At 72.5% G+C, this 21186-nt stretch carries 21 protein-coding genes; 4 read left to right on the top strand and 17 right to left on the bottom strand.

Annotated features, from left to right (window positions below; translation table 11 throughout):
- Positions 1-3 precede the first annotated feature (3 nt).
- The 14 genes from ACIPRD_RS05735 to ACIPRD_RS05670 all read right to left on the bottom strand — a co-directional run bounded on the left by ACIPRD_RS05735 (position 4) and on the right by ACIPRD_RS05670 (position 14959).
- Positions 4-669 (bottom strand): 1-hydroxy-2-methyl-2-butenyl 4-diphosphate reductase, encoded by a 666-nt coding sequence (locus ACIPRD_RS05735; RefSeq protein WP_401560199.1) that lies wholly within the window; start codon positions 667-669, stop codon positions 4-6.
- On the bottom strand, positions 670-2700 hold the full coding sequence (gene shc / locus ACIPRD_RS05730; protein WP_401560196.1) for a squalene--hopene cyclase: 2031 nt from the start codon (positions 2698-2700) through the stop codon (positions 670-672).
- Positions 2701-2817: 117 nt separating this feature from the next.
- Positions 2818-3945, bottom strand: a complete 1128-nt coding sequence (locus ACIPRD_RS05725) for a polyprenyl synthetase family protein (protein ID WP_401560193.1) — start codon at positions 3943-3945, stop codon at positions 2818-2820.
- Complete coding sequence (gene hpnE / locus ACIPRD_RS05720; RefSeq protein ID WP_401560190.1) at positions 3945-5381, bottom strand: hydroxysqualene dehydroxylase HpnE; 1437 nt, start codon at positions 5379-5381, stop codon at positions 3945-3947. Before hpnE ends, ACIPRD_RS05725 begins: the two co-directional genes overlap by 1 nt.
- Positions 5378-5518 (bottom strand): DUF6380 family protein, encoded by a 141-nt coding sequence (locus ACIPRD_RS05715; RefSeq protein ID WP_356399154.1) that lies wholly within the window; start codon positions 5516-5518, stop codon positions 5378-5380. Before ACIPRD_RS05715 ends, hpnE begins: the two co-directional genes overlap by 4 nt.
- Entirely contained in the window at positions 5518-6471 is a 954-nt protein-coding gene (hpnD, locus tag ACIPRD_RS05710; RefSeq protein WP_356399155.1) for a presqualene diphosphate synthase HpnD, read from the bottom strand. Before hpnD ends, ACIPRD_RS05715 begins: the two co-directional genes overlap by 1 nt.
- The gene (gene hpnC / locus ACIPRD_RS05705; RefSeq protein WP_401561823.1) at positions 6468-7349 is read right to left on the bottom strand and encodes a squalene synthase HpnC; all 882 of its coding nucleotides are present in this window, start codon (positions 7347-7349) and stop codon (positions 6468-6470) included. The genes hpnD and hpnC overlap by 4 nt, the downstream gene beginning before the upstream one ends.
- 373 nt (positions 7350-7722) lie before the next feature.
- Positions 7723-8520, bottom strand: a complete 798-nt coding sequence (locus tag ACIPRD_RS05700; RefSeq protein WP_401560186.1) for an ABC transporter ATP-binding protein — start codon at positions 8518-8520, stop codon at positions 7723-7725.
- Positions 8513-9442, bottom strand: a complete 930-nt coding sequence (locus tag ACIPRD_RS05695) for an ABC transporter permease (RefSeq protein WP_356399160.1) — start codon at positions 9440-9442, stop codon at positions 8513-8515. Before ACIPRD_RS05695 ends, ACIPRD_RS05700 begins: the two co-directional genes overlap by 8 nt.
- 287 nt (positions 9443-9729) lie before the next feature.
- Positions 9730-10602, bottom strand: coding sequence for a glycosyltransferase family 2 protein (locus ACIPRD_RS05690; RefSeq protein ID WP_401561821.1), 873 nt, complete (start codon positions 10600-10602; stop codon positions 9730-9732).
- 5 nt (positions 10603-10607) lie between these two features.
- Positions 10608-11387 (bottom strand): CDP-alcohol phosphatidyltransferase family protein, encoded by a 780-nt coding sequence (locus tag ACIPRD_RS05685; protein WP_356399162.1) that lies wholly within the window; start codon positions 11385-11387, stop codon positions 10608-10610.
- A complete protein-coding gene (locus tag ACIPRD_RS05680) occupies positions 11365-12426 on the bottom strand; it encodes an iron-containing alcohol dehydrogenase family protein (protein ID WP_401560182.1) in 1062 nt (353 codons plus the stop codon). The genes ACIPRD_RS05685 and ACIPRD_RS05680 overlap by 23 nt, the downstream gene beginning before the upstream one ends.
- Positions 12414-13166, bottom strand: coding sequence for a phosphocholine cytidylyltransferase family protein (locus ACIPRD_RS05675; RefSeq protein WP_356399166.1), 753 nt, complete (start codon positions 13164-13166; stop codon positions 12414-12416). The genes ACIPRD_RS05680 and ACIPRD_RS05675 overlap by 13 nt, the downstream gene beginning before the upstream one ends.
- On the bottom strand, positions 13163-14959 hold the full coding sequence (locus ACIPRD_RS05670; protein ID WP_401560179.1) for a DUF5941 domain-containing protein: 1797 nt from the start codon (positions 14957-14959) through the stop codon (positions 13163-13165). Before ACIPRD_RS05670 ends, ACIPRD_RS05675 begins: the two co-directional genes overlap by 4 nt.
- A gap of 302 nt (positions 14960-15261) precedes the next feature.
- On the opposite strand from ACIPRD_RS05670, the gene galE reads away from it, so the two are divergent.
- From galE to idi, 3 genes are all read left to right on the top strand, one after another.
- Positions 15262-16233: a UDP-glucose 4-epimerase GalE gene (gene galE / locus ACIPRD_RS05665; RefSeq protein WP_401560176.1), complete on the top strand. Its 972-nt coding sequence runs from the start codon at positions 15262-15264 to the stop codon at positions 16231-16233.
- A 136-nt stretch (positions 16234-16369) separates the two neighbouring features.
- Entirely contained in the window at positions 16370-17305 is a 936-nt protein-coding gene (locus ACIPRD_RS05660; protein WP_356399172.1) for a cation diffusion facilitator family transporter, read from the top strand.
- A gap of 229 nt (positions 17306-17534) precedes the next feature.
- The gene (gene idi, locus ACIPRD_RS05655; RefSeq protein ID WP_356399174.1) at positions 17535-18128 is read left to right on the top strand and encodes an isopentenyl-diphosphate Delta-isomerase; all 594 of its coding nucleotides are present in this window, start codon (positions 17535-17537) and stop codon (positions 18126-18128) included.
- 138 nt (positions 18129-18266) lie between these two features.
- Here the strand turns inward: idi and ACIPRD_RS05650 are convergent, their stop codons facing one another.
- Together ACIPRD_RS05650 and ACIPRD_RS05645 are read right to left on the bottom strand one after the other, a co-directional pair.
- Positions 18267-18764 carry an ATP-binding protein gene (locus ACIPRD_RS05650; RefSeq protein WP_356399786.1) on the bottom strand — a complete coding sequence of 166 codons (498 nt, stop codon included), beginning with the start codon at positions 18762-18764 and terminating at the stop codon, positions 18267-18269.
- 173 nt (positions 18765-18937) lie between these two features.
- Positions 18938-19537: a DUF308 domain-containing protein gene (locus ACIPRD_RS05645; RefSeq protein WP_356399176.1), complete on the bottom strand. Its 600-nt coding sequence runs from the start codon at positions 19535-19537 to the stop codon at positions 18938-18940.
- An 89-nt stretch (positions 19538-19626) separates the two neighbouring features.
- Here ACIPRD_RS05645 and ACIPRD_RS05640 point away from each other — a divergent pair, with 89 nt between their 5' ends.
- Positions 19627-20382, top strand: coding sequence for an enoyl-CoA hydratase/isomerase family protein (locus ACIPRD_RS05640; RefSeq protein WP_401560171.1), 756 nt, complete (start codon positions 19627-19629; stop codon positions 20380-20382).
- Here the strand turns inward: ACIPRD_RS05640 and ACIPRD_RS05635 are convergent.
- The gene (locus ACIPRD_RS05635; protein WP_356399180.1) at positions 20369-21004 is read right to left on the bottom strand and encodes a DJ-1/PfpI family protein; all 636 of its coding nucleotides are present in this window, start codon (positions 21002-21004) and stop codon (positions 20369-20371) included. The two genes, ACIPRD_RS05640 and ACIPRD_RS05635, sit on opposite strands and share 14 nt — an antisense overlap.
- Positions 21005-21186: the final 182 nt, after the last annotated feature.

Below are 21186 nucleotides of genomic sequence, written 5' to 3'. Positions count from 1 at the left end.
GGCTCACCTCCGGGGGAGCAGCGAGGAACGGTGCCATTCGAGAAACGCGGGAAGGACCGAACGGAGAACACGGAAGGCTGATATTCCCCCGCGTACCGTGCCGATCCGGACGAGTTCATGTTCTGGAGCGTCCACGACCACCCGTACGGCCGCAACCGGGCGCTCACCTGTGCGCACGGCGCTCAGGAGCGTGGCCGCGGATTCCATGTCGACCGCGATCGCGCCGGTCGCCAGCAGGGCGGAGCGTTCGGGGCCGCGGACGATGTGGTCGGATCCGGTCAGCGGCCCGGTGTGGACCGTGCGGCCGGGTACGGCGCGCGCGAGTTCCTTGACGAGCAGATCGGTGTTCACGCACGGGACGGTCCCGTGCGGGTCCCGGGTCTCCTCGGCGACGACCAGGTCGCCGGGGTGCATGCCGGGGGCGAGTCCGGCGCAGAACCCGGTGGCCAGCACGGCCGCGCCGGCCAGCGCGGGCTCGCCGAGGCGCCGGGTCACGGCGCGCTCCGCCGCCCTGGGGCCCATGCCGGTGCGGACGACGGTGAACGGCCCGCCTGCTCCACGCCGGTACGGTCCGGCTCCGGCGGGCCGGGCGCCGGTGCGCAGGGCGAGGTGCTCGATGCCGAGCGCGCAGGCGATCAGCAGCGGGGCCGGAACCGGCTGGGTGTTCATTCAGCTCCTCTCCGCCCCGGTGCGGGCCCTGGCGCCGGGGCCGAGAAGTCCTCGCTCGAAGGGGTCGCCGTGCAGGTAGCGGCCGAGCGCGGTGAGCGGGAACACCTGCCGGTAGAGGTGGTAGTTGATGGAGAAGTCCCAGGGGAAGCCGGTCCCGGTGAAGTACGGCTCGTCCCAGGAGCCGTCCTCGCGCTGGGTGTCGGCGAGCCACTGGACCCCGCGCTCGACGGCCTTGGACTCCTGCTCCCCGGCCGCGAGCAGCGCCATCAGCGCCCACGCGGTCTGGGAGGCGGTGGAGGCGCCGCGGCCGCTCCACCCGCGGCTGTCCTGGTAGGAGCGCAGGTCCTCGCCCCAGCCGCCGTCGTCGTTCTGCACCCGCTCCAGCCAGGTCACCGCCCGCCGGACCGCCGGGTGGGAGCCGGGCAGGCCGGCGGCGGTCAGCGCGGGCACCACCGACCCGGTGCCGTAGATGTAGTTGACACCCCAGCGGCCGAACCACGAGCCGTCCGGCTCCTGTTCGGCGAGCAGCCACTCGATGCCGCGCCGGGTGCGCGGGTCGTGGGCGAGGCCCTCGGCGGCGAGCATCTCCACGACGTGCGCGGTGACGTCGGCGGACGGCGGGTCGATGACCTCGCCGAAGTCGCAGAACGGCAGCCGGTTGGGGAACGGGCTGGTGTTGTCCACGTCGAAGGCGCCCCAGGCGCCGTTGCGGGACTGCATGCCGAGGTTCCAGCGCACCGCGCGCCCGATCGCCCCGTCCATGCGGTCCGGGTCGTGGTGCCGGACGCGGCGCAGCGCGAGGACGACCTCGGCGGTGTCGTCGATGTCGGGGTAGTTGTCGTTGTGGAACTCGAACGCCCATCCGCCTGGAGGAAGTTGGGGGCGCTTCACGGTCCAGTCGCCGGGGCGGACGATCTCCTCGCCGAGCATCCAGTCGGCGGCCTTGACCAGTTGGGGGTGGTCGGCCGGCAGGCCCGCGTCGGCGAGGGCGATGGCGGCGAGGCAGGTGTCCCACACCGGGGACTGGCAGGCCTCGATCATCCGGGCGCCGTCCTCGCGCCACACGGCGAAACGGTCCAGTGAGGCGAGGCCCTCGCGCATCACGGGGTGTTCGAGGTCGTAGCCGAGCAGGTGCAGGGCGATGAGGGAGTAGACGGCCGGGGGCTGGATGCCGCCCCAGCAGCCGTCGTTCTCCTGGCGCTCGACGATCCAGCGGGCGGCTGTGTTCATCGCGGCCCCGCGCAGCCGGCGGGGGGCGACCCGGCGCCACCGGTGCAGCGCCCTGTCCAGGCGCTGGAAGGCTCCGTCCCAGCTCGCGAGAGGTGCGAAGGGCCGGGCGGGACTGGGGTCGGCCGGGTCGGTGTGCAGCTCCTCCAGCGGGAAGGGCGCGGGGCGCACCGGGCGCTTGGCCGAGACGATGGTGAGCGGCACGATGGTCTGCCGGGCCCAGCAGCCGAAGTCGTAGATGTTGAGCGGCATCCAGGAGGGGAACCAGATGAGTTCCGGCGGGAGTTCGGGGAGGTCGTCCCACTTCCACCAGCCGAACAGGGCGAGCCAGATCCGGGTGAAGACGCGGGCGGCGGCGATCCCGCCGCGTTCGCGGATCCAGGCCGAGGCCTTGGCCATGTGGGGGGCGTCCGGCTCGTCGCCGGCCAGTCGCAGGGCGACATAGGCCTCGACGGTGGCGGACAGGTCGCCGGGGCCGCGGTAGAAGGTGGCCCAGGCGCCGTCGGCGCGCTGCTCGCCGCGGATGAACAGGGCGGCGGCCCGCGTCGTGGCCTCGTCGCGGATGCCGAGGAACTGGCGGAGCAGCAGGTCCTCGGCGTCCATGGTGACGTTGGTCTCCAGGTCGCCCTTCCACCAGCCCTGCTCGTCCTGGAGACCGAGCAGGAAGTCGGTGGCACGGCGGGCGGCGCGTTCGGCGGCTTGGGGTACCCCGGCCGCCCCGGGGGTGCTGGTGTCGGTTTCGCTGGCCGCGGCTGCCCGGGGCGGCAACGTGGCCCCGGTGCTTCCGTCGGTCGTCGCTGTCATGGCTTCCCCTTCGTGCAGTCGTACGAGTCGTGCTGCTGCGGGTCCGCCGTCGGCCGGTGCTGTGTCGTCCCTCCGCACCGGCCGGCGACTAAGCGAGGGCTATTCGACCGATAATGATCATCTCTTCCGTACGACGACGAAGTCGGCGAGCGCGGTGAAGGCGTCGCGCACCCGGTCGGGCATGTCGACGGCGTCGAGGGCCTCGATGGCGACGGCGTGCTGCCGGCGCGCCTCGTCGGCCGTCCAGGCGCGGCCGCCGGCCTCCTCGATGAGGGCCGCGCGGGCGGCGAACTCGGCCTCGGAGAAGGTGGCGAAGTCGCTGCTCTTGGCGTCGGCGGCGAGGATCTCGCCGAGGCGCTCGGAGGCGGTGCCGCCCGCCGCGAGCGCGGCGACCACGGGGAGGGACTTCTTGCGCTGGCGCAGGTCGCTCCAGGTCTGCTTGCCGGTGGCGTCCGGGTCGCCCCAGATGCCGAGGAGGTCGTCGACGGCCTGGAAGGCGAGGCCGAGGTGGTAGCCGTACCGTTCCAGCGCGTCGGCGGTCGCGTCGGCGGCGCCGCCGAGCACCGCGCCGATGGAGGAGGCGCAGGCGAGCAGCGCGCCGGTCTTGTTGCCCTCCATCTCCAGGCACTCCTCGACGCTGACGCGGTCGCGGTGCTCGTAGGAGATGTCCTGCGCCTGTCCGTCGATCAGGGCGCGGGTGGCGGTGGTCAGCCGGCGGGTGGCGCGGCCGGCCTCGACCGTGCCGAGCTCCAGCAGGACCTCGTTGCCGAGGGCGAACAGGGCGTCGCCGACGAGGATGGCCTGGGCCGGGCCGTGCACCTTCCAGACGGTGTCGCGGTGGCGGCGCTGCTCGTCGCCGTCCATGAGGTCGTCGTGCAGCAGCGAGAAGTTGTGGACGAGCTCGACGGCGACGGCGCCCGGGATGCCCGCCTCGGGCGCGGCGCCGGTGACCTCGGCGGAGAGGACGGCCAGGGCCGGGCGTACGGCCTTGCCGCCGTCGCCGTCGGCGGGGTTGCCCGCGGCGTCGATCCAGCCGAAGTGGTAGGCGGCGACGGTGTCCATCGGAGGCGCCAGCCGGTCCACGGCCGCGCGCAGGACCGGTGTGGCCAGCGTCCGGCCGCGCTCCAGCAGCGCGGTCACGTCCACCGCGTCGGCGGCTCTCGAGGCCGGGGGCACAGTGGGCACAGTCTCTCCTCTTGTTGCGGTTCCGGGGGTGCGGGGGCCGGCCGGGTGCCGATCGGGCATCACGCCGCCTCCTCGAACTCGAAGAGGTCGCGGGGGCGGGGCCGGCCCAGGGCGCTGAGCGCGGCGTCGGCCGCGCTCACTCCACTGCGGACCGCACTTTCCATGGTCGCGGGCCACCCGGTGGCGGTCCACGCTCCGGCCAGGTACAGGCCGGGTGCCTTGGTGCGGGCGCCGGGCCGCAGCCGTCCGACGCCGGGGGCGGGGGCGAACGTGGCGGTGCGCTCCCGGGTCACGAAGAAGTCCCGGACCTCGGCGCCGCGGGTGCCGGGGATGATCCGTTCCAGCTCGGGCAGGTAGCGCGCCCGCAGTTCGGCGACGGGCAGGTCGATCTCGTCGCGCGCGGCGGACTGGGACAGCGCGAGGTACTGGCCCTCGCGGAGTCCGGACGCCTCGGTGCGGTCGAAGACCCACTGCACCGGGGTGCCGAGGGCGGCGAAGAAGGGCCGGGCGAGGACCTGGCGGTCGTAGACGACGTGCACGTTGAGGATCGGCTCGGTGCCGATCTCCAGGAGCCGTGCGGGGTCGTCGAGGGCGCCGGGCGGCAGCAGTTCGTGGGTCTCGCGCTGGGGTACGGCGAGGACGACGGCGTCGGCGCGGAGCGTCTCGCCGGGAACCTGAACGCTCCAGCTCCCGTTCTCGTTGTGGGAGATGGAGGTGACGCGTGTACGGACTTCGGTACGCACGCCCGCGGAGTCGAGCGCCTTGCGGGCCAGCCGGTCGTGCAGTTCGCCCAGCGGGACATGGGCCCAGCCGATGTCGGCCGCTCCCGGGTCGGACAGCAGACCGGTTCTGAACACCATCGCGGCGAGCCCCAGCGAGGCGTCGCCCGCGACCGCGTTGAGGGTGGCGACTCCGACCAGGTCCCACAGGGCCTCGACGGCGCGTGCCGACTGGCCGTGCGCGGCCAGCCAGCTGCCGAAGTCCTGGGTGTCCAGGGCCGGGTCGGCGGGGTCGAGCCCCTTGAGCGCGAGCGCGGCACGTCCGACCGCGGCACGCTCGGCGAGCGAGAGGTGCGGGTAGGCGGCCAGGCTGCGTCCCAGGTGCAGCGGGACGGGCAGCGGGTCGCGCCGCAGCCTGCCGAGCCGCCGGCCCTCGGGCTTGGCGACGTCCACGACGGGCACGTCCAGACGGTCCTGCAGCGGTGCCAGCGCCGTGCCCTCGATCCGGTCGAGGAACCAGCGGTAGGCGGTGCAGCAGCGCAGGTAGACGTGCTGGCCGTTGTCGACGGTCAGTTCGCCGCGCTGGAAGGAGAAGGCGAGGCCGCCCAGTCTCGGCCGGCCTTCGAGCAGGGTGACGTGGACGCCCGCGTCCGCGAGCGCGAGCGCGGCGGTGACGCCGGCCAGCCCGCCCCCGACCACGACGGCGCTGCGGGCCGCCGTGCCCGCGGGTGCCGGAGTGCCGGCGGGTGCCCTGGCGGGGCGTGGGCCGTCGCTCATCGTGCGTCCTTCCGTACGTGCGGGGCGTGCTGGTTGAACGGTGCACGCCCGGCCGTCTCAGTCAGGGACGCCACGCCGCAGCGGAGGGTTGCCTCACGCGTCGGACCGGTGGAACCGGCGCGGTCCACGCAGTTCATCAGGCGCGCCTCCTGACGGTGCGCCGGGTGACGTGCCGGGTGTCGAGACCGGACAGGCCGCGCACGGCGACGTAGGCCTTCTCGCGGCCGGGGAGCGAGACACGGCCGCGCAGCACGGCCTCGGGGTCGCGCTCGATGCGGTCCAGCAGGCGCCGGTAGATGCCGGCCATGGCGGCCACGCACGCGCCGCTGCGCCGGTCGAGCATGGGCAGCAGCCGGTAGCCCTCGGCGAACAGGGCGCGGGCCCGTCGCACCTCGAAGTGGACGAGACCCGCGAAGTCGGAGCCCTCCGGCGGCGTCGGTCCGGCGAACCCGGCCGAGCAGCCGAACTTGGCGAGGTCGTCGGCGGGCAGGTAGGTACGGCCGCCCTCGGCGTCCTCGCGGACGTCTCTGAGGATGTTGGTGAGCTGGAGCGCGAGGCCGAGGGTGTCGGCGTACTCGGAGGCGCGTTCGGCGCCGCGCGCGCCGGGTTCCGTGCCGAACACACCGAGCGAGAGGCGTCCGATGGCGCCGGCCACGCAGCGGCAGTAGACCTTCAGGTCGTCCCAGGTCTCGTAGGTCTCGCCGCGCACGTCGGCCTGGACGCCGTCGATCAGCTCGTCGAGCCCGCCGAGCGGGATCGGGAAGGCGCCGGCGGCATGGGTGAGCGCCACGGCCACCGGGTCGGTGTCGTCCTCGGCGACCTCGCCGCCGCGGACGCGGGTGAGCAGCGCCCGGGTGTCCTCCAGGCGCGCGACCTTGACGTCGCCCGGCAGACCGCCGTCGCCGATGTCGTCGACACGCCGGGAGAAGGCGTACAGCGCCGACATCGCGCGGCGCTTGGGCGCGGGAAGCAGGCGGATGCCGTACGCGAAGTTACGGGCCTGCTGTCCGGTGACGGTCTCGCAGTAGCTGTAGGCGGCGAGTACCGGTGCGGACACGTGCGCGGAAGAAGACTCCACGGCCTGGATCACCCCTCTCCTCGCAGGGTCACGCCCACCTCGCGCAGCAACTGGATCTTGCCGGGCTTGGGCGGGCCGGGAAGTACGTCGAACTCTGCGGCGGCGATCGCCCGGACCGCCGCCCTTCCCCCCGCCACGAACCCCGCCAGCAGCAGCCGCAGCCTGCCGTGGACGCTACCCACCAGGGGGGAGCCTTCATTCAGCAGATCGCGGGCGCGTTGTGCTTCGAACGCGACCAGGGCGCGCAACGACGCGCCCGCGTTCTTCGCGGCGAGGTCCGTTTCCTGGACGTGGAAGCGCTTCATGTCCTCGATGGGCAGGTAGATCCGGTCGCGGCCGAGGTCCTCGGCGACGTCCTGGAGGTGTTCGACGATCTGCAGCGCGGTGCAGATCGCGTCGGACAGGCGGATCCGTTCGGGCGTCGCGGTGCCGGTGACGGCGAGGACGAGACGGCCGACGGGGTTGGCGGACAGTTCGCAGTAGGAGACGAGGTCGTCGTACGTCTCGTACCGCGTGACGAGCTGGTCCTGGCGGTTGGCGGCGATCAGCCCGAGGAACGGCTCGGGGGTGAGCGCGCGGCGCCGGACGGTGGGCTGGAGGCGGCGCAGCAGGGGGTGGGCCGGGGTGCCGTCGAAGACGCGGCGCAGGTCGGCCTCGAAGGCGTCGAGGAGGACCAGGCGGTCCTCCGCGTCGGCGTCCGTCACCCCGAGGACGCGGGCGTCGGCGCCGCCGGGGGCCAGGTCGCCGTCGCCGATGTCGTCCACCAGGCGGGCGAAGCCGTAGACGGCCATGAGGTCGTCGCGCCAGTCCCGGGGCAGGAAGAAGGGGGCCACGGGGAAGTTCTCGCTCGCGGCCTTGTCCAGCGTGGCGCTCTCCAGCTCCCGCGCCATGTCGGTTCCCGTCACCGCGCGCTGCCCGGGACGGGGACGGCACCTGCTGCGCTGAGCTGGGGAGTTTCCGTAGCCATTGCCGTCACATCTCCCGTTCTACACTGCGGACCCAATACACACTATTTCGGACACGCCGCCCGGTCCTCCGAGGGCTGCCCGGCCGTGGGTGTCGCGCATTATCGCCCCACTTGCCGCTTTCCGGGACCGGTACAGCTTACGTTGTACAACGCGCCTTGGTCCGTCGGGGTGTCCCGCGCATCACAACAACACACCGATTGGCGCCAAGATTCCTACGGGCGGCCGGAGTTGACGTTTCCTTTGCAGGCGCGGGGCCCCGCCGGAGGGTTCCGGCGGGGCCCCTGTCACCGGGGGGTCACTTCCCCGTGAACTTCTCGTACTCCTTGAGGACCTCTTCGGTCGGCCCGTCCATGCGCAGCTCACCGCGTTCCAGCCACAGGACCCGGTCGCAGGTGTCGCGGATGGACTTGTTGTTGTGGCTGACCAGGAAGACGGTGCCGGCCTCCCCCCGCAGCTCCCTGATGCGCTCCTCCGAGCGCTTCTGGAACTTGCGGTCGCCGGTGGCCAGCGCCTCGTCGATCATGAGGACGTCGTGGTCCTTGGCGGCGGCGATGGAGAAGCGCAGGCGGGCCGCCATGCCGGAGGAGTAGGTGCGCATCGGCAGGGTGATGAAGTCGCCCTTCTCGTTGATCCCCGAGAAGTCGACGATGTCCTGGTAGCGCTCCTTGACCTGCTCGCGGGACATGCCCATGGCGAGACCGCCGAGGATGACGTTGCGCTCGCCGGTGAGGTCGTTCATCAGGGCCGCGTTCACGCCCAGCAGGGAGGGCTGGCCGTCGGTGTAGACCTTGCCCTTCTCCGCGGGCAGCAGCCCGGCGATGGCGCGCAGCAGGGTCGACTTGCCGGAGCCGTTGGAGCCGATCAGGCCGATGGCCTCGCCCCGGTGGGCGACGAAGGAGACGCCGCGTACGGCGTGCACCTTGCGCACGCCCCGGGCCGCGTCGTCGGAGCCGCGCTTCAGGATGCGGCTGAGGGCCGCGGTCGCGCTGCCCTTGCCCGTCCGCGCGCCGTTGACGCGGTAGACGATGTGCAGATCGTCGGCGATGACCGTGGGGCGGCGGTCCTCGCCGCCCGGGTGGTGGAGCTCAGCCACGGCCGTACCTCTCCTCCGCCTTCCAGAAGTACACGAACCCGCCGCAGAAGACGGCCACGGCCCAGAACAGGGCGATGGCCCACACGTGCGGAGGCAGGTCCGAGGCGCTGTAGCCGTCGATCAGCGCGAAGCGCATCAGGTCCATGAAGATCGCCGCGGGGTTCAGCTGGAGCAGCCGGACCGCCAGCTCGGAGCGGCCCTCCATCATCTTGCTGATGGAGAACATGACACCCGAGGTGTACATCCAGGTGCGCAGGACGAACGGCATCAGCTGGGCGAGGTCCGGCGTCTTGGCGCCCAGGCGGGCCACGATCAGCGCGAGCCCGGTGTTGAACAGGAACTGCAGCAGCAGGACCGGCACGATCAGCAGCCAGGAGGCGCTCGGATAGCTGCCGAACCCGATCGCCACGACGAACATCACGATCATCGAGAAGAGCAGCTGCTGGAGCTGCTGGAGCGAGAAGGACACGGGCAGCGCGGCGCGCGGGAAGTGCAGGGCGCGCACCAGGCCGAGGTTGCCGGAGATCGCCCGGACCCCCGACATCACCGAGCTCTGCGTGAAGGTGAAGACGAAGACGCCGGTGACCAGGAACGGGATGTACACGTCCTGGGACATGCCGCGGCTGGCGTGCAGGATGACGCCGAAGATGAAGTAGTACACGCCCGCGTTGAGCAGCGGGGTCGCCACCTGCCACAGCTGGCCGAGCTTGGCCTGGCTGTACTGCGCCGTCAGCTTCGCCTGGGAGAAGGCGAGGATGAAGTGGCGGCGCCCCCACAGCTGACGGATGTACTCGCCGAGGGAGGGCCGGGCGCCGCTCACGGCGAGTCCGTACCGGGCGGCGAGCTGGGCCGCCGTCAGTCCCTCGTCGGGTGACGGAACCGCGCTCACCGCGACGGTGCCGTCCTGTGTTGTCTCACTCACGGGGTCTCGCTCATTCGGTCTCGCTCATGTGTGGTCTCCCTCGTGGGGGCTCACTCACGGGTGGCCGCTCTCGTCGTCGAGTGCGTCCGTTCGGTTCTCGGTCCGTTCCGCGGGGCCGGGCGGCCCCGCGGTCCACGGGTCCCGGCCGGTACGGCGTTCCCGCCGCCGTCCGTCCGCGGCGCGCCGCCGGGCGGCGGCCGCGGCGGACCCGCGTTCGTTCCCGTGCGCGTACCCGGCCGTCCCCGCGGACATGCCGGAACCCGTACGGTCCCGCACGGTCGAGCTTGTCAGATCACCGGGGGACGGCCCAGCCGGGTGAGCCGCCAGACCGTACGCCAGCGCATCGCGCGCCGGGGGCCGCACGGCGTGGCCCAGCCCTCCTTGAAGCCGCCGAACCAGGCCTTCAGGGCCGGCCCGGAGGGGCGGCGCAGCAGGGTGAGCAGCAGCCAGACCCCGAGGTAGACGGGGACCAGCGGCAGGGGGAGGTTGCGGCGGGCCAGCCAGACCCGGTTGCGGGCGACCATGCGGTGGTACACCGCGTGCCGCGAGGGCGCGGTCGTCGGGTGGAACAGCACCATGTCGGACCGGTAGTCGATCATCCAGCCGGCGTCGAGGGCCCGCCAGGCCAGGTCGGTCTCCTCATGGGCGTAGAAGAACTCGTCCGGCAGGCCGCCGACCTGGGTGAAGACCTTGGTGCGCACGGCGTTGGCGCCGCCGAGGAACGTGGTGACCCGGGAGGAGCGCATCGGGTCGGAGGCGCGCAGCCGGGGCACGTGCCGGCGCTGGGTCTCGCCGGTCTCGGGGTCGGCGATGCGGAAGCTGATGATGCCGAGCTCCGGGTCGGCCTCGAAGGCCTCGCGGCAGAGCCGGGCGGTGTCGTGCCGGGCGAGCAGCCCGTCGTCGTCGAGGAAGAGCAGGACGTCGACGTCGCTGCCGCCGGGCCCGAAGGCCTCGATGCCGACATTGCGGCCGCCGGGGATGCCCAGGTTCTCGGGCAGCTCGACGGTCCGCACGCCCTCGGGGACGTCCGGGACGGGGGAGCCGTTGCCGACGACGACCGCCTCGACGCGGTCGCCTTCCTGCTCGGCCACGGAGTCGAGCAGGGCCCGCAGCTCCTCGGGGCGGTTGCCCATGGTGATGATGACGGCGCCGACCTTCATCGCGCTCACCTCAGCCTGCTCGACGCGAGGATGGACACCAGGTGCAGCAGGGTCTGCAGCAGGGCGATACCGGCGAGCACGGCCGTGCCGAGCCGGGTGAAGAACAGGTCGCCGCGGATCTGGTCCACGATCGCGAGGACCAGGATCAGCAGGGCGGCCTCTATGCCGAGGATCAGCCGGTGGAACTTCAGCGCCGAGGCGGCCCGGCGGGCCAGCGCCATGCCGGAGGAGCGGGGCTCGGCCGCGGCCTCCTTCACCGGCTCACGGCCGGTCTGGTGCCGGGCGACACCGACGAGGTCGGTCTCGGCCTTGATCAGGATGGCGCCGAGGGCGGCGAGGGTGCCGAGGAAGGCCCACAGCCAGTCGATGCGGCCGGTGCCGAACAGGTCGGCGGCGCGCAGGCCGAGGCCGACCAGGACGGCGGCGTCGGTGAGGTAGGCGCCGACCCGGTCCAGATAGACCCCGCTGAGGGAGTACTGCTTGCGCCAGCGGGCGATCTCGCCGTCGACGCAGTCCAGCAGCAGGTACAGCTGGGTGGCGACGATGCCGAGCACGGCGCCCGGGATCCCCGGCACCAGCAGGGCCGGGGCCGCGAGCACACCGCAGACGGTCATCAGATACGTGAGCTGGTTGGGCGTGACCCTGGTGTTCACCAGGTAGCGGTCGACGCGCAGGGACACCTCTCGCATGTAGAGGCGTCCTCCCCAGTGCTCACCGCTGCGCCGGTCCTTCACCCCCGCGGGGTGGACGACCGGACGGAGTTCAGCTACCGATGGCCTTGACATAGTCGGCGTAGGTGTCCTTGATCTGGTTCGTCTTGAGGGCGAGGTGTTCGAGGATCGTGTAGCGGCCGGGCCTGGTCTCCGGAGCGAACTCCACGGCGCGCACGAACTCGTCCACCGTGAAGCCGATCTCCTCCGGCAGCACCGGAAGCCCGTGGCGGCGCAGTACCTCCGCCATGTGCGCGGACTCCTCGTGCGCTCCGCGCAGGTACATCGCGAAGGCGGCACCGAGCCCGCACTGCTCGCCGTGGCTGGCGGCGCGCTTGGGGTAGAGCAGGTCGAACGCGTGGTTGATCTCGTGGCAGGCGCCGGAGGACGGCCGGGAGTCCCCCGAGACCGACATGGCGATGCCGCTGAGCACCAGCGCCTCGGCCAGCACCTGGAGGAACGCGTTGTCCGCGATGCCGCCGGGGTGGCGCAGCACCGCCTCGCCGGCCTGGCGGGCCATGGCGGCCGCGAGTCCGTCGATCTTCTCGCCGTTGACCCGGTTCGCCAGTTCCCAGTCCGCGATGGCGGAGATGTTGGACACGGCGTCGCCGATGCCGGAGCGCACGAAGCGCACCGGGGCGTCCCGGATGACGTCGAGGTCGATGACGACGGCGATCGGGTTCGGCACACCGTAGGAGCCGCGCCCGGCGTCGTTGTCGAGGGTGGCGACCGGCGAGCACAGGCCGTCGTGCGCGAGGTTCGTCGGCACGGCGACCAGGGGCAGGCCCACCCGCGCCGCGGCGAACTTGGCGCAGTCGATGATCTTGCCGCCGCCGAGGCCGACGACCGCGTCGTAGTGGCCGGCCCTTATGGCGGCGGCCAGCCGGACGGCGTCGTCCAGGGTGCCGCCGCCGACCTCGTACCAGGTGGCGCCGGGCAGCGAGGGGGCGAGGCGCTCGCGCAGCTGCGCGCCGGAGCCGTTGCTGACGGCGACGGCGAGCCGGCCCGAGTGCGAGATGCGCTCGTCGGCGAGGACGGCGGCCAGGTCGTCGAGGGCACCCGGGCGGATGTCGACGACGACCGGCGAGGGAATCAGCCGGGTCAGTACTGGCACGCGATCTCCCGTCCCCGGGCGAGGTCGTCGTGGTTGTCGATCTCGACCCACGGCACGTCGCCGATGGGCGCGACGTCGATCCTGAAGCCCCGGTTCACCAGCTCCTGGTAGCCGTGCTCGTAGAACTGCTGCGGGTCGGTCTCCCAGACGGTCTTCAGCGCGTCCACGAGCTCGGGGGCCGCGTCGCCCTCGATGAGGGTGACACCGATGTACTCGCCGGTGGCCTCGGCCGGGTCCATCAGCTTGGTGATCTTCCGGACGCCCTTGGCGGGGTCCACGACGACCTTCATCTCCTCGTCGGCGAGGGACTTCACGGTGTCGAGCGCGAGGATGATCCTCTTGCCGTCGCCGCGGGCGGCGAGCAGCGTCTTCTCGACGGAGACCGGGTGGACGGTGTCGCCGTTGGCGAGGATCACGCCGTCCTTGAGGGCGTCACGTCCGCACCACAGGGAGTAGGCGTTGTTCCACTCCTCGGCCTTGTCGTTGTCGATCAGGGTGAGCTTGAGGCCGTACTTCTGCTCCAGGGCCGCCTTGCGCTCGTACACGGCCTCCTTGCGGTAGCCGACGATGACCGCGACCTCGGTCAGACCGATCTCGGCGAAGTTGCCGAGGGTGAGGTCCAGGACCGTGGGCTCGCCCTCTATGCCCGCGGGGCCCACCGGCACCAGAGCCTTGGGGAGGCTGTCGGTGTAGGGGCGCAGACGCCTTCCGGCGCCGGCCGCCAGCACGAGGCCGATCATGCGGTTTCTCCTTCGTCGTGTACAGCGGGCGCGCCGCCCTGGTGAGCGGACACCCAGAAGCGGATGCTCTCGACGAGCACCACGAGGGCGACGGCCACGGCGAGCACCGTGAGCGCGACCGTGAACTGCGCGGCGGTGAGCAGCGCGGCGAGCACGGTGACGAGGAGCGTGCGCCCCTCCTGCCCCCCGATGGCGCGCACCAGCCAGGCCGGCGGCGCTCCGGCGTCACCGCGGATGCGGTACACCGTGTCGTAGTGATGGTAGGCGACGGCGGCCACCAGGCCGAAAGCCGCCGGAAGGGCGCCGTTCACGTCCGCCTTGGCAGCGAGCACGAGGACGGTGCCGTACTCGGCCGCCCGGAACAGGGGCGGGACCAGCCAGTCCAGCGCGCCCTTGAGGGGGCGGCGGAGCGCGAGGCCCGAGGTGACGGCGTACACGGCGGCGCCCGCGACGGGGGCCCAGGTCACACCGGAGAAGAGCGAGGCGGCGAGGACCGCGGTACCGGCGAGCGCCACCAGGAGCGGGGAGCCGAGGGGGGCGGGCAGGACGCGGGCCACGAGGCCGGCGACCGGGCCGTTGTCGGCGAGCTCCGCCAGTGCGCGGGCCGCACGGTCGGTCCGCTTCGCCTTGCGCGTCAGCGAGCGCAGCACGCGCCCGGCCGTCGTGTACGTCGCCGCGAGGGCGCAGCCGACGAGGAGGACGTAGAAGGTGATGCGGGGGGTGGTGACCGCGGTGAGCACGGCGATCATCGCCCAGCGCTCGCCGATGGGCAGGACGATCATGCGGCGCAGCCAGACCGTCCAGCCGACGCTGTCGAGCTTGTCGGACAGGGCGGCGGTGGGGCTGGTGTTGGCGGTGGCGTCGTGGTTGGCCTCGTTGAAGGAGAAGTCCACGACGTGCCGGCAGGTCTGCAGGATCATCGCGCCGAGCGCGAGGGCCCATACGTCGTCGCCGCCGCGGGCCGCGCCGAGGGCGAGGCCCGCGTAGTAGGCGTACTCCTTGGCACGGTCGAAGGTGGCGTCGAGCCAGGCGCCGAGCGTGGAGTACTGCAGCGAGTAGCGGGCGAGCTGGCCGTCGGTGCAGTCCAGCACGAAGGAGGCGATCAGCAGCACGCCGGCGGCGACGAATCCGGCGCGCGTGCCCGTCGCGGCACAGCCGGCCGCTATCAGCGCGGTGAGCAGCGAGGCGGTGGTGACCTGGTTGGGGGTCAGACCGCGGCGCGCGCACCAGCGGGCGATGTAGCGCGAGTAGGGGCTGATGAAGAACGTGGTGAAGAAGCCGTCGCGGGCCTTCACCGCCGACTTCAGGCGTACGGCCTCGTCGTCGACGGCCGCGACGGCCTGCCGTGCCTCGTTGCGGGCCTGCGGGTCGGCGGGTACGGCGGCGACCAGGCTGCCCAGCTCGGGGCGGTGGACGCCGTTGTCGTCGGCGTCCAGGGCGGTGCCGACGCGGTCGGCGAGACCGGCGGCGGCCTCGTCGTCCTGGACGGCCGCGGAGGTCTCGCGGGCCAGTGCCCGGGTCAGCGCCTGCCGGGCGGCCGGCTGGGCGGTGACGGCGCCGGGGACGGCGGCGAGCGGGAAGCGGGGGTCGGTCAGACCGAGGCGCAGCGCGTGCGGGTGCCCGACGAAGCGTGCGTCGACCAGGGCGACGCGGTCACCGGCGGGGGCGGCGGCGAGCAGGGTCTCCGCCTCGACGGCGTCGGCGGCCGCCCGCACGTCGAAGCCGAGGGACCGCAGATCGTGCTCGAGAGACGATCCGGGAACCGGCTGACCGGTCACGATGGCGGTCGACAACCGAACTCACTCCCTGGGTGCCGGCGCGTCGGCGCCGGTCTTTCGCTGGTGGGGCGCCCCTGCCTGCGGCTCCCGGGCGGCATGTCGGCAGAGGCTATCGGATGGGCCGGGGCAGGTGTTCACCGGCCGTTCACGGACCGGACCGCGGGCGGCTCTCCCGGCCTTTGCCGCGATCATCATCAGGGATCCGGGGCCCGGCCCACAAACCGCGTTCGCAGACCCGGGCATCCCCTGGCATCACGGACACGGGCGTCACGGGGCACACGGAGGACCCGGCGCACGTCGGCATAGGGTGGGCGACCATGACGTGGCTGATCACCGGCGGAGCCGGATACATCGGAGCCCATGTGGCACGGGCCATGGCCGGTGCCGGCGAGCGCGTCGTGGCGCTGGACGACCTGTCGGCCGCGGTGCCCGAGCGGCTCCCCGCGGACGTCCCGCTCGTCGCGGGCTCGACCATGGACGGGGACCTGCTCCGGCGGGTCCTCACCGAGCACGGCGTGACGGGTGTCGTCCATCTCGCGGCGCGCAAGCAGGTCGCCGAGTCGGTGGCCGATCCCACCCGCTACTACCGGGAGAACGTCGGCGGTCTGGCCACGCTGCTGGACGCGATGACCGCGACGGGCGTCCGGCGGCTGCTGTTCTCCTCGTCGGCCGCCGTCTACGGCAACCCCGATGTGGACCTCATCACGGAGGACACCCCGTGCGCGCCGGTGAACCCGTACGGCGAGACCAAGCTGGCCGGGGAATGGCTGGTGCGGGCGGCGGGAAAGGCGCACGGGATCTCCACCACATGTCTGCGCTATTTCAACGTCGCGGGCGCGGCGGCGCCGGAGCTCGCCGACACCGGGGTGTTCAACATCGTCCCCATGGTCTTCGACCGGCTCACCCGTGACGAGGCCCCGCGGATCTTCGGGGCCGACTATCCGACGCCGGACGGCACCTGTGTGCGCGACTACATCCACGTGGCCGACCTCGCCGAGGCCCACCTCGCGGCGGCGCGGCGGCTCGGCCGGGACGGCTCCGCCGGCGACCTGACGCTGAACATCGGCCGGGGCGAGGGCGTCTCGGTGCGCGAGCTGATCACCGTGATCGGAGAGGTCACCGGGGACCGGCGTCCCCCGGTCGTGGAGGAGCGCCGCCCGGGGGACGCGCCGCGCGCGGTCGCCTCGGCCGGGCGCGCCGCCGCCGAACTGGGCTGGCGGGCCCGCCGCGATGTGCGCGAGATGGTCGCGTCGGCCTGGGAGGGCTGGCGCCTGCACCACGCGAAGTAGCCGTGCACGGCCCTGACCAGCGGTTCGTTTACGCAGGTCAGGGCACATGACAACGGTGTTCAGTGCCGCGTTGCCCGATACCCCCGGCCAGTAGTTCACTGTGGTCCAGGGTGCGACGCGGAAGGACGGTTTTCTCATGGGGGCAGGCCACGACCACGGCCACACGCACGCGCCGCGCACGGGTACGGCCGCGGCCGCGTACCTGGGCCGGCTGCGGGTGGCGCTGTGCATCACGATCACGATCATGGTGGTCGAGATCGTCGGCGGTCTGCTCGCCGACTCGCTCGCCCTGATCGCGGACGCCGCGCACATGGCGACCGACGCGGTGGGTCTCGGCATGGCGCTGCTGGCCATCCACTTCGCCAACCGGCCGCCGAGCACCAACCGCACCTTCGGCTACGCCCGCGCCGAGATCCTCGCCGCGCTGGCGAACTGCCTGCTGCTGCTCGGCGTCGGCGGGTACGTGCTGTTCGAGGCCATCGAGCGGTTCGTCACACCCGCGGACACGCGGGGCGGTCTGATGATCCTCTTCGGTGCGATCGGCCTGGTGGCCAACAGCGTGTCACTCGTCCTGCTGATGCGGGGGCAGAAGGAGAGCCTGAACGTGCGCGGGGCCTTCCTGGAGGTCGCCGCCGACGCGCTGGGCTCGCTGGCGGTGATCATCTCGGCGGCCGTGATCCTGACCACCGGCTGGCAGATCGCCGACCCGATCGCGTCGCTGACCATCGCCGTGATGATCGTCCCGAGGACGCTGAAGCTGCTGCGCGAGACGCTGGACGTGCTGCTGGAGGCCGCTCCCAAGGGCGTCGACATGGCGGAGGTGCGGGCCCACATCCTGGGCCTGGACGGCGTCGAGGACGTGCACGACCTGCACGCGTGGACGATCACCTCAGGGATGCCCGTGCTGTCCGCGCACGTGGTGGTGAGTTCGGAGGTGCTGAGCGCCATCGGCCACGAGAAGATGCTGCACGAGCTCCAGGGCTGCCTCGGCGGTCACTTCGACGTGGAGCACTGCACCTTCCAGCTGGAGCCGAGCGGGCACGCGGCGCACGAGTCGCGGCTCTGCCACTGAGCCCTGCCGCCGGGCCCCCGCCGCCCCCGGCTCCCGCCCCGGAATGTGCGCACGGGTGTCCGATTTGCGGCCGCGATTCCCGGCTCCGGGCGCCGGGCACGATCACGTACCGGGTCCCCTCGTTCCGGCGCCGGCCCGTGCGCAGGACATGCGGACGTGCGGGGAAGTGCCGGGAGTGCCGGATTCGTACGGCAGACTTGGGGTGCGAAGACCGAGGCTAAGGATGGGTATGCCGATCACACCTGCCACCGAGACGCACAGCTCGTCGAACGGCGCCGCAGAGGCGATTTTGCTGGAACTGGTCGACGAGAGCGGCGTGACGATCGGCACTGCGGAGAAGCTCGCCGCCCACCAGCCGCCCGGGCAGCTGCACCGGGCGTTCTCGGTGTTCCTCTTCGACGAGCAGGGCCGGCTGCTGCTCCAGCAGCGGGCGCTCGGGAAGTACCACTCCCCCGGTGTGTGGTCCAACACGTGCTGCGGCCACCCCTACCCCGGTGAGGCGCCCTTCGCGGCGGCGGCCCGCCGGACGTACGAGGAGCTGGGTGTCTCGCCGTCGCTCATGGCCCAGGCGGGCACCGTCCGCTACAACCACCCGGACCCGGCCTCGGGCCTCGTCGAGCAGGAGTACAACCACCTGTTCGTCGGCCTGGTGCAGTCCTCGCTCGCCCCGGACCCCGAGGAGATCGGCGCCACCGCCTTCGTGACGGCCGCCGAGCTGGCGGAGCGGCACGCGAAGGAGCCGTTCTCGGCGTGGTTCATGACCGTCCTGGACGCGGCCCGGCCGGCGATCAGGGAACTCACGGGCGCGAACGCGGGCTGGTGACCCCGGCGGCGCGCGCGGGCCGGTGCCTCCGGCGGCGCGCGCGTGCCCTGACCTCGGCGGCGCACGGGCCGGTGGCCCCGGCCGCGTGCGCGCTGCGGCTCCACAGCTACACAGCTACACAGCTACACAGCTACACAGCTACAGCAGGGTCGCGGGCTTGAGCGGCAGGGCGGCCCAGATCACCTTGCCGCCGCTCGCCGTGTGCTCCACGTCGACCACCCCGCCCGCCTCCCGGGCCACCTCGCGGACCAGCAGCAGGCCGCGTCCTCCGGTCTGACCGTGGTCGGCCTCCAGAGCGGTCGGCCGGTAGGGGTGATTGTCCTCCACCGACACCCGCACCCACTCGGCCCCGACGGCCACCTCCACGGCGAGCATGGGCGACAGCAGCGCCGCGTGCCGGACCGCGTTGGTGACCAGTTCGGAGACGATCAGCAGCAGTCCGTGGACCACGTCGTCGCAGACCGGTACACCCTGGCGCAGCAGCAGGTCCCGTACGGCGTGCCGCGCCTGCGGGACCGACGCGTCCACGGCGGCCGCGGTGAACCGCCAGACTCCTTCGTACGGCAGTGGGCCTGGCGGCTGCCGCTCACCGCCCTCCGCTGGGCGCGGGACACCCCCGTGCCCGTGGTCGTCCATCGTCCGGTCGCCACCCTCGCGCTCGATTGTCACCACACGTCGAGTGTTGGTAACGACCGGCACCGGGCCGGATGACTGAACAGAAGTCAGCGACTATCGAACGGTTCTGATCGCGCGCGTATGCCAGAGCCAGTTGCGGGACCGTTCCTGTCGTCCCGATGCCGGTTCGCGAACTATTCGTGTTGTACGGGTTTGCCCTGGGGCTCCTCGCCGAGGATGCCCGCCACGCGGCGGCCGCCGTACCCGGTGGCGATCAGGCCGAGGCCGTCGAAGAGCAGCGAGAGCGAGAAGAACGCGCCGATGACGTACTGGCTGCTGCCCGGCCAGGAGACGAGCACCAGGATGCCCAGCAGCAGGTCGAACGCGCCGAGCAGCAGCGTCCAGCCGAACTGGGGCCCGCGCACCACCACGCTGCCGACCAGCCGGAAGAGCCCGGCGGACAGGAACAGCAGGGCGGCGAACATGGTGAGGGCGGCGGCCGCGGCGTGCGGCATGCGGATCACCACGACACCGGCCGCGATGTTCAGGGCGGCGACGATGACACCGAGCCAGAAGAAGCTGGTGCCCCGCGCCTGCACCGCGTGCAGCAGGCCGATCACGCCGCCGATCAGCAGCAGCCAGCCGAAGAGGATCATCGAGGTCAGCGTGGCCACCCCGGTGTAGACGAGCCCCACGAGCCCGGCGATCACCAGCACCACACCGAGCACCGCGAGCCAGCTGAAGCCGCGGTGCAGCTTCGCCGCCTTGCCGCGCGGCTTGCGGGACCTGGCCATCGCCACCTCCTCCGTCGCACCCTTCGCCTGCTACACCCTCTTTGTCCCCCCTGACCGCGGTCCCGTAACGGCCGATACGATCCGGCCTCATGGAGCCCCGTCTGTCGCACCAGGTCACCGACCGCGTCGCCACCGTCGTCATCGGCCACCCGGCCAAGCGCAACGCCATGACGGCCGCGATGTGGCGGTCCCTGCCGCCCCTGCTGGACGAACTGGCCGCCAACCCCGAGGTACGGGCGCTGGTGCTGACCGGTGAGGGAAGCACCTTCTGCGCGGGCGCGGACATCTCCACCCTGCGCGGTTCGCCGGAGGAGGCCCAGCGGCTGGCGGTGGCCGCGGAGGAGGCCCTCGCCGCGTTCCCCAAGCCGGCTCTCGCCGCGATCCGGGGGCACTGCGTGGGCGGCGGATCCCAGCTCGCGGCCGCCTGCGACCTGCGGCTGGCGGAGGAGGGCGCCCTGTTCGGGGTGACCCCCGCGAAGCTCGGCATCGTGTACCCGGCGTCCTCGACCCGCCGGCTGGTGTCGCTGGTGGGCCCGGCCACCGCCAAGTACCTGCTGTTCTCGGGCGAGCTGATCGACACGGAACGGGCGCTGCGCACCGGTCTGGTGGACGAGGTGCTGCCCGAGGGCGGACTCGGGAAGCGTGTGGCGGAGCTGACCGGGATCCTCGTGTCGCGCTCGCAGCTCACCCAGGCCGCCGCGAAGGAGTTCGCGAACGGCCGTACCGACCGGGACGGCCACTGGGCGCGGCAGGCGCGCGCGGGCGGCGACACCGCGGAGGGGGTCGCCGCGTTCCTGGAGCGCAGGCAGCCGCGCTTCACCTGGGGCGTGCCTACCTCAGGATGAACCGGCTCCTGGCGCGGAGCTCCTCCACGAGGTGGGCGGGCGCCTTCTGCGGGGACCCGGCGTCGTAGGGCGGCTGGGGGTCGTACTCGGTCAGCAGCTGGACGGCCTGGGCGTGTTCGTCGCCGGCGATCCGGCCGAGCAGGGTGAGGCCCATGTCGATGCCGGCGGAGACTCCGGCCGCGGTGACGTACTTGCCGTCGGACACCACCCGCTCCCCCGTGGGCTCCACGCCGAACTCCTTCAGCGCGTCGAGCGCCAGCCAGTGCGAGGTGGCGCGGCGGCCGTCGAGCAGGCCGGCGGCGGCGAGCAGCAGGGAGCCGGTACAGACCGAGGTCGTCCAGGCGGTGGTGGCGTCGGCTGTCCGCAGCCAGTCGAGGAGCACCTCGTTGTCCATCTGCGGGGTCTGCCCGGGGCCGCCCGGGACGACCACGATGTCGGGGCGCGGCACGTCGGCGAGGGTCCGGTCGGCGGTGATCGCGAGGTTGCCGGTCTCGTTGCGGACGGGCCCGGTGCGCTCGGCGACGAAGACGGTCTCGGCGTCGGGGAGCCGTCCCAGGGTCTCGTAGGGACCCACGGCGTCGAGGGCGGTGAAGCGGTCGTAGAGGACGATGGCGATCTGCACGGGGTTCCCCTTCGTCGGTGTGCTCTGCGGTCGGACGTCGGTGTGCTCTGCGGTCGGGCGGTCAGGCGGTTCGTGAGGTCTGTGTTGCCTGTGTGGTCTGTGTTGCCTGTGTGGTCTGTGTTGCCTGTGCGGTCGTCGGCCGGGTCGGGCCGGGTGGTCCTCGGCCGGGCCGGGTGACGGCG

This window comes from Streptomyces sp. NPDC090108 (genome assembly GCF_044747185.1).
Classification (GTDB): domain Bacteria; phylum Actinomycetota; class Actinomycetes; order Streptomycetales; family Streptomycetaceae; genus Streptomyces.
Note: the sequence above shows the minus strand (reverse complement) of the source record. Positions and strands in the feature narration are given on the sequence as shown.

Bases quoted from the DNA above. Each gene is read 5' to 3' on its own strand.
- ACIPRD_RS05715 (WP_356399154.1), bottom strand. From the start codon at position 5,518: ATGAACTGCGTGGACCGCGCCGGTTCCACCGGTCCGACGCGTGAGGCA.
- shc (WP_401560196.1), bottom strand. From the start codon at position 2,700: ATGACAGCGACGACCGACGGAAGCACCGGGGCCACGTTGCCGCCCCGG.
- idi (WP_356399174.1), top strand. From the start codon at position 17,535: ATGCCGATCACACCTGCCACCGAGACGCACAGCTCGTCGAACGGCGCC.
- ACIPRD_RS05675 (WP_356399166.1), bottom strand. From the start codon at position 13,166: ATGATCGGCCTCGTGCTGGCGGCCGGCGCCGGAAGGCGTCTGCGCCCC.
- galE (WP_401560176.1), top strand. From the start codon at position 15,262: ATGACGTGGCTGATCACCGGCGGAGCCGGATACATCGGAGCCCATGTG.
- hpnE (WP_401560190.1), bottom strand. From the start codon at position 5,381: ATGAGCGACGGCCCACGCCCCGCCAGGGCACCCGCCGGCACTCCGGCA.
- ACIPRD_RS05725 (WP_401560193.1), bottom strand. From the start codon at position 3,945: ATGCCCGATCGGCACCCGGCCGGCCCCCGCACCCCCGGAACCGCAACA.
- ACIPRD_RS05645 (WP_356399176.1), bottom strand. From the start codon at position 19,537: ATGGCCAGGTCCCGCAAGCCGCGCGGCAAGGCGGCGAAGCTGCACCGC.
- ACIPRD_RS05640 (WP_401560171.1), top strand. From the start codon at position 19,627: ATGGAGCCCCGTCTGTCGCACCAGGTCACCGACCGCGTCGCCACCGTC.
- ACIPRD_RS05660 (WP_356399172.1), top strand. From the start codon at position 16,370: ATGGGGGCAGGCCACGACCACGGCCACACGCACGCGCCGCGCACGGGT.
- hpnC (WP_401561823.1), bottom strand. From the start codon at position 7,349: ATGGCGCGGGAGCTGGAGAGCGCCACGCTGGACAAGGCCGCGAGCGAG.
- ACIPRD_RS05690 (WP_401561821.1), bottom strand. From the start codon at position 10,602: ATGAAGGTCGGCGCCGTCATCATCACCATGGGCAACCGCCCCGAGGAG.
- ACIPRD_RS05685 (WP_356399162.1), bottom strand. From the start codon at position 11,387: ATGTCAAGGCCATCGGTAGCTGAACTCCGTCCGGTCGTCCACCCCGCG.
- ACIPRD_RS05735 (WP_401560199.1), bottom strand. From the start codon at position 669: ATGAACACCCAGCCGGTTCCGGCCCCGCTGCTGATCGCCTGCGCGCTC.
- ACIPRD_RS05650 (WP_356399786.1), bottom strand. From the start codon at position 18,764: ATGGACGACCACGGGCACGGGGGTGTCCCGCGCCCAGCGGAGGGCGGT.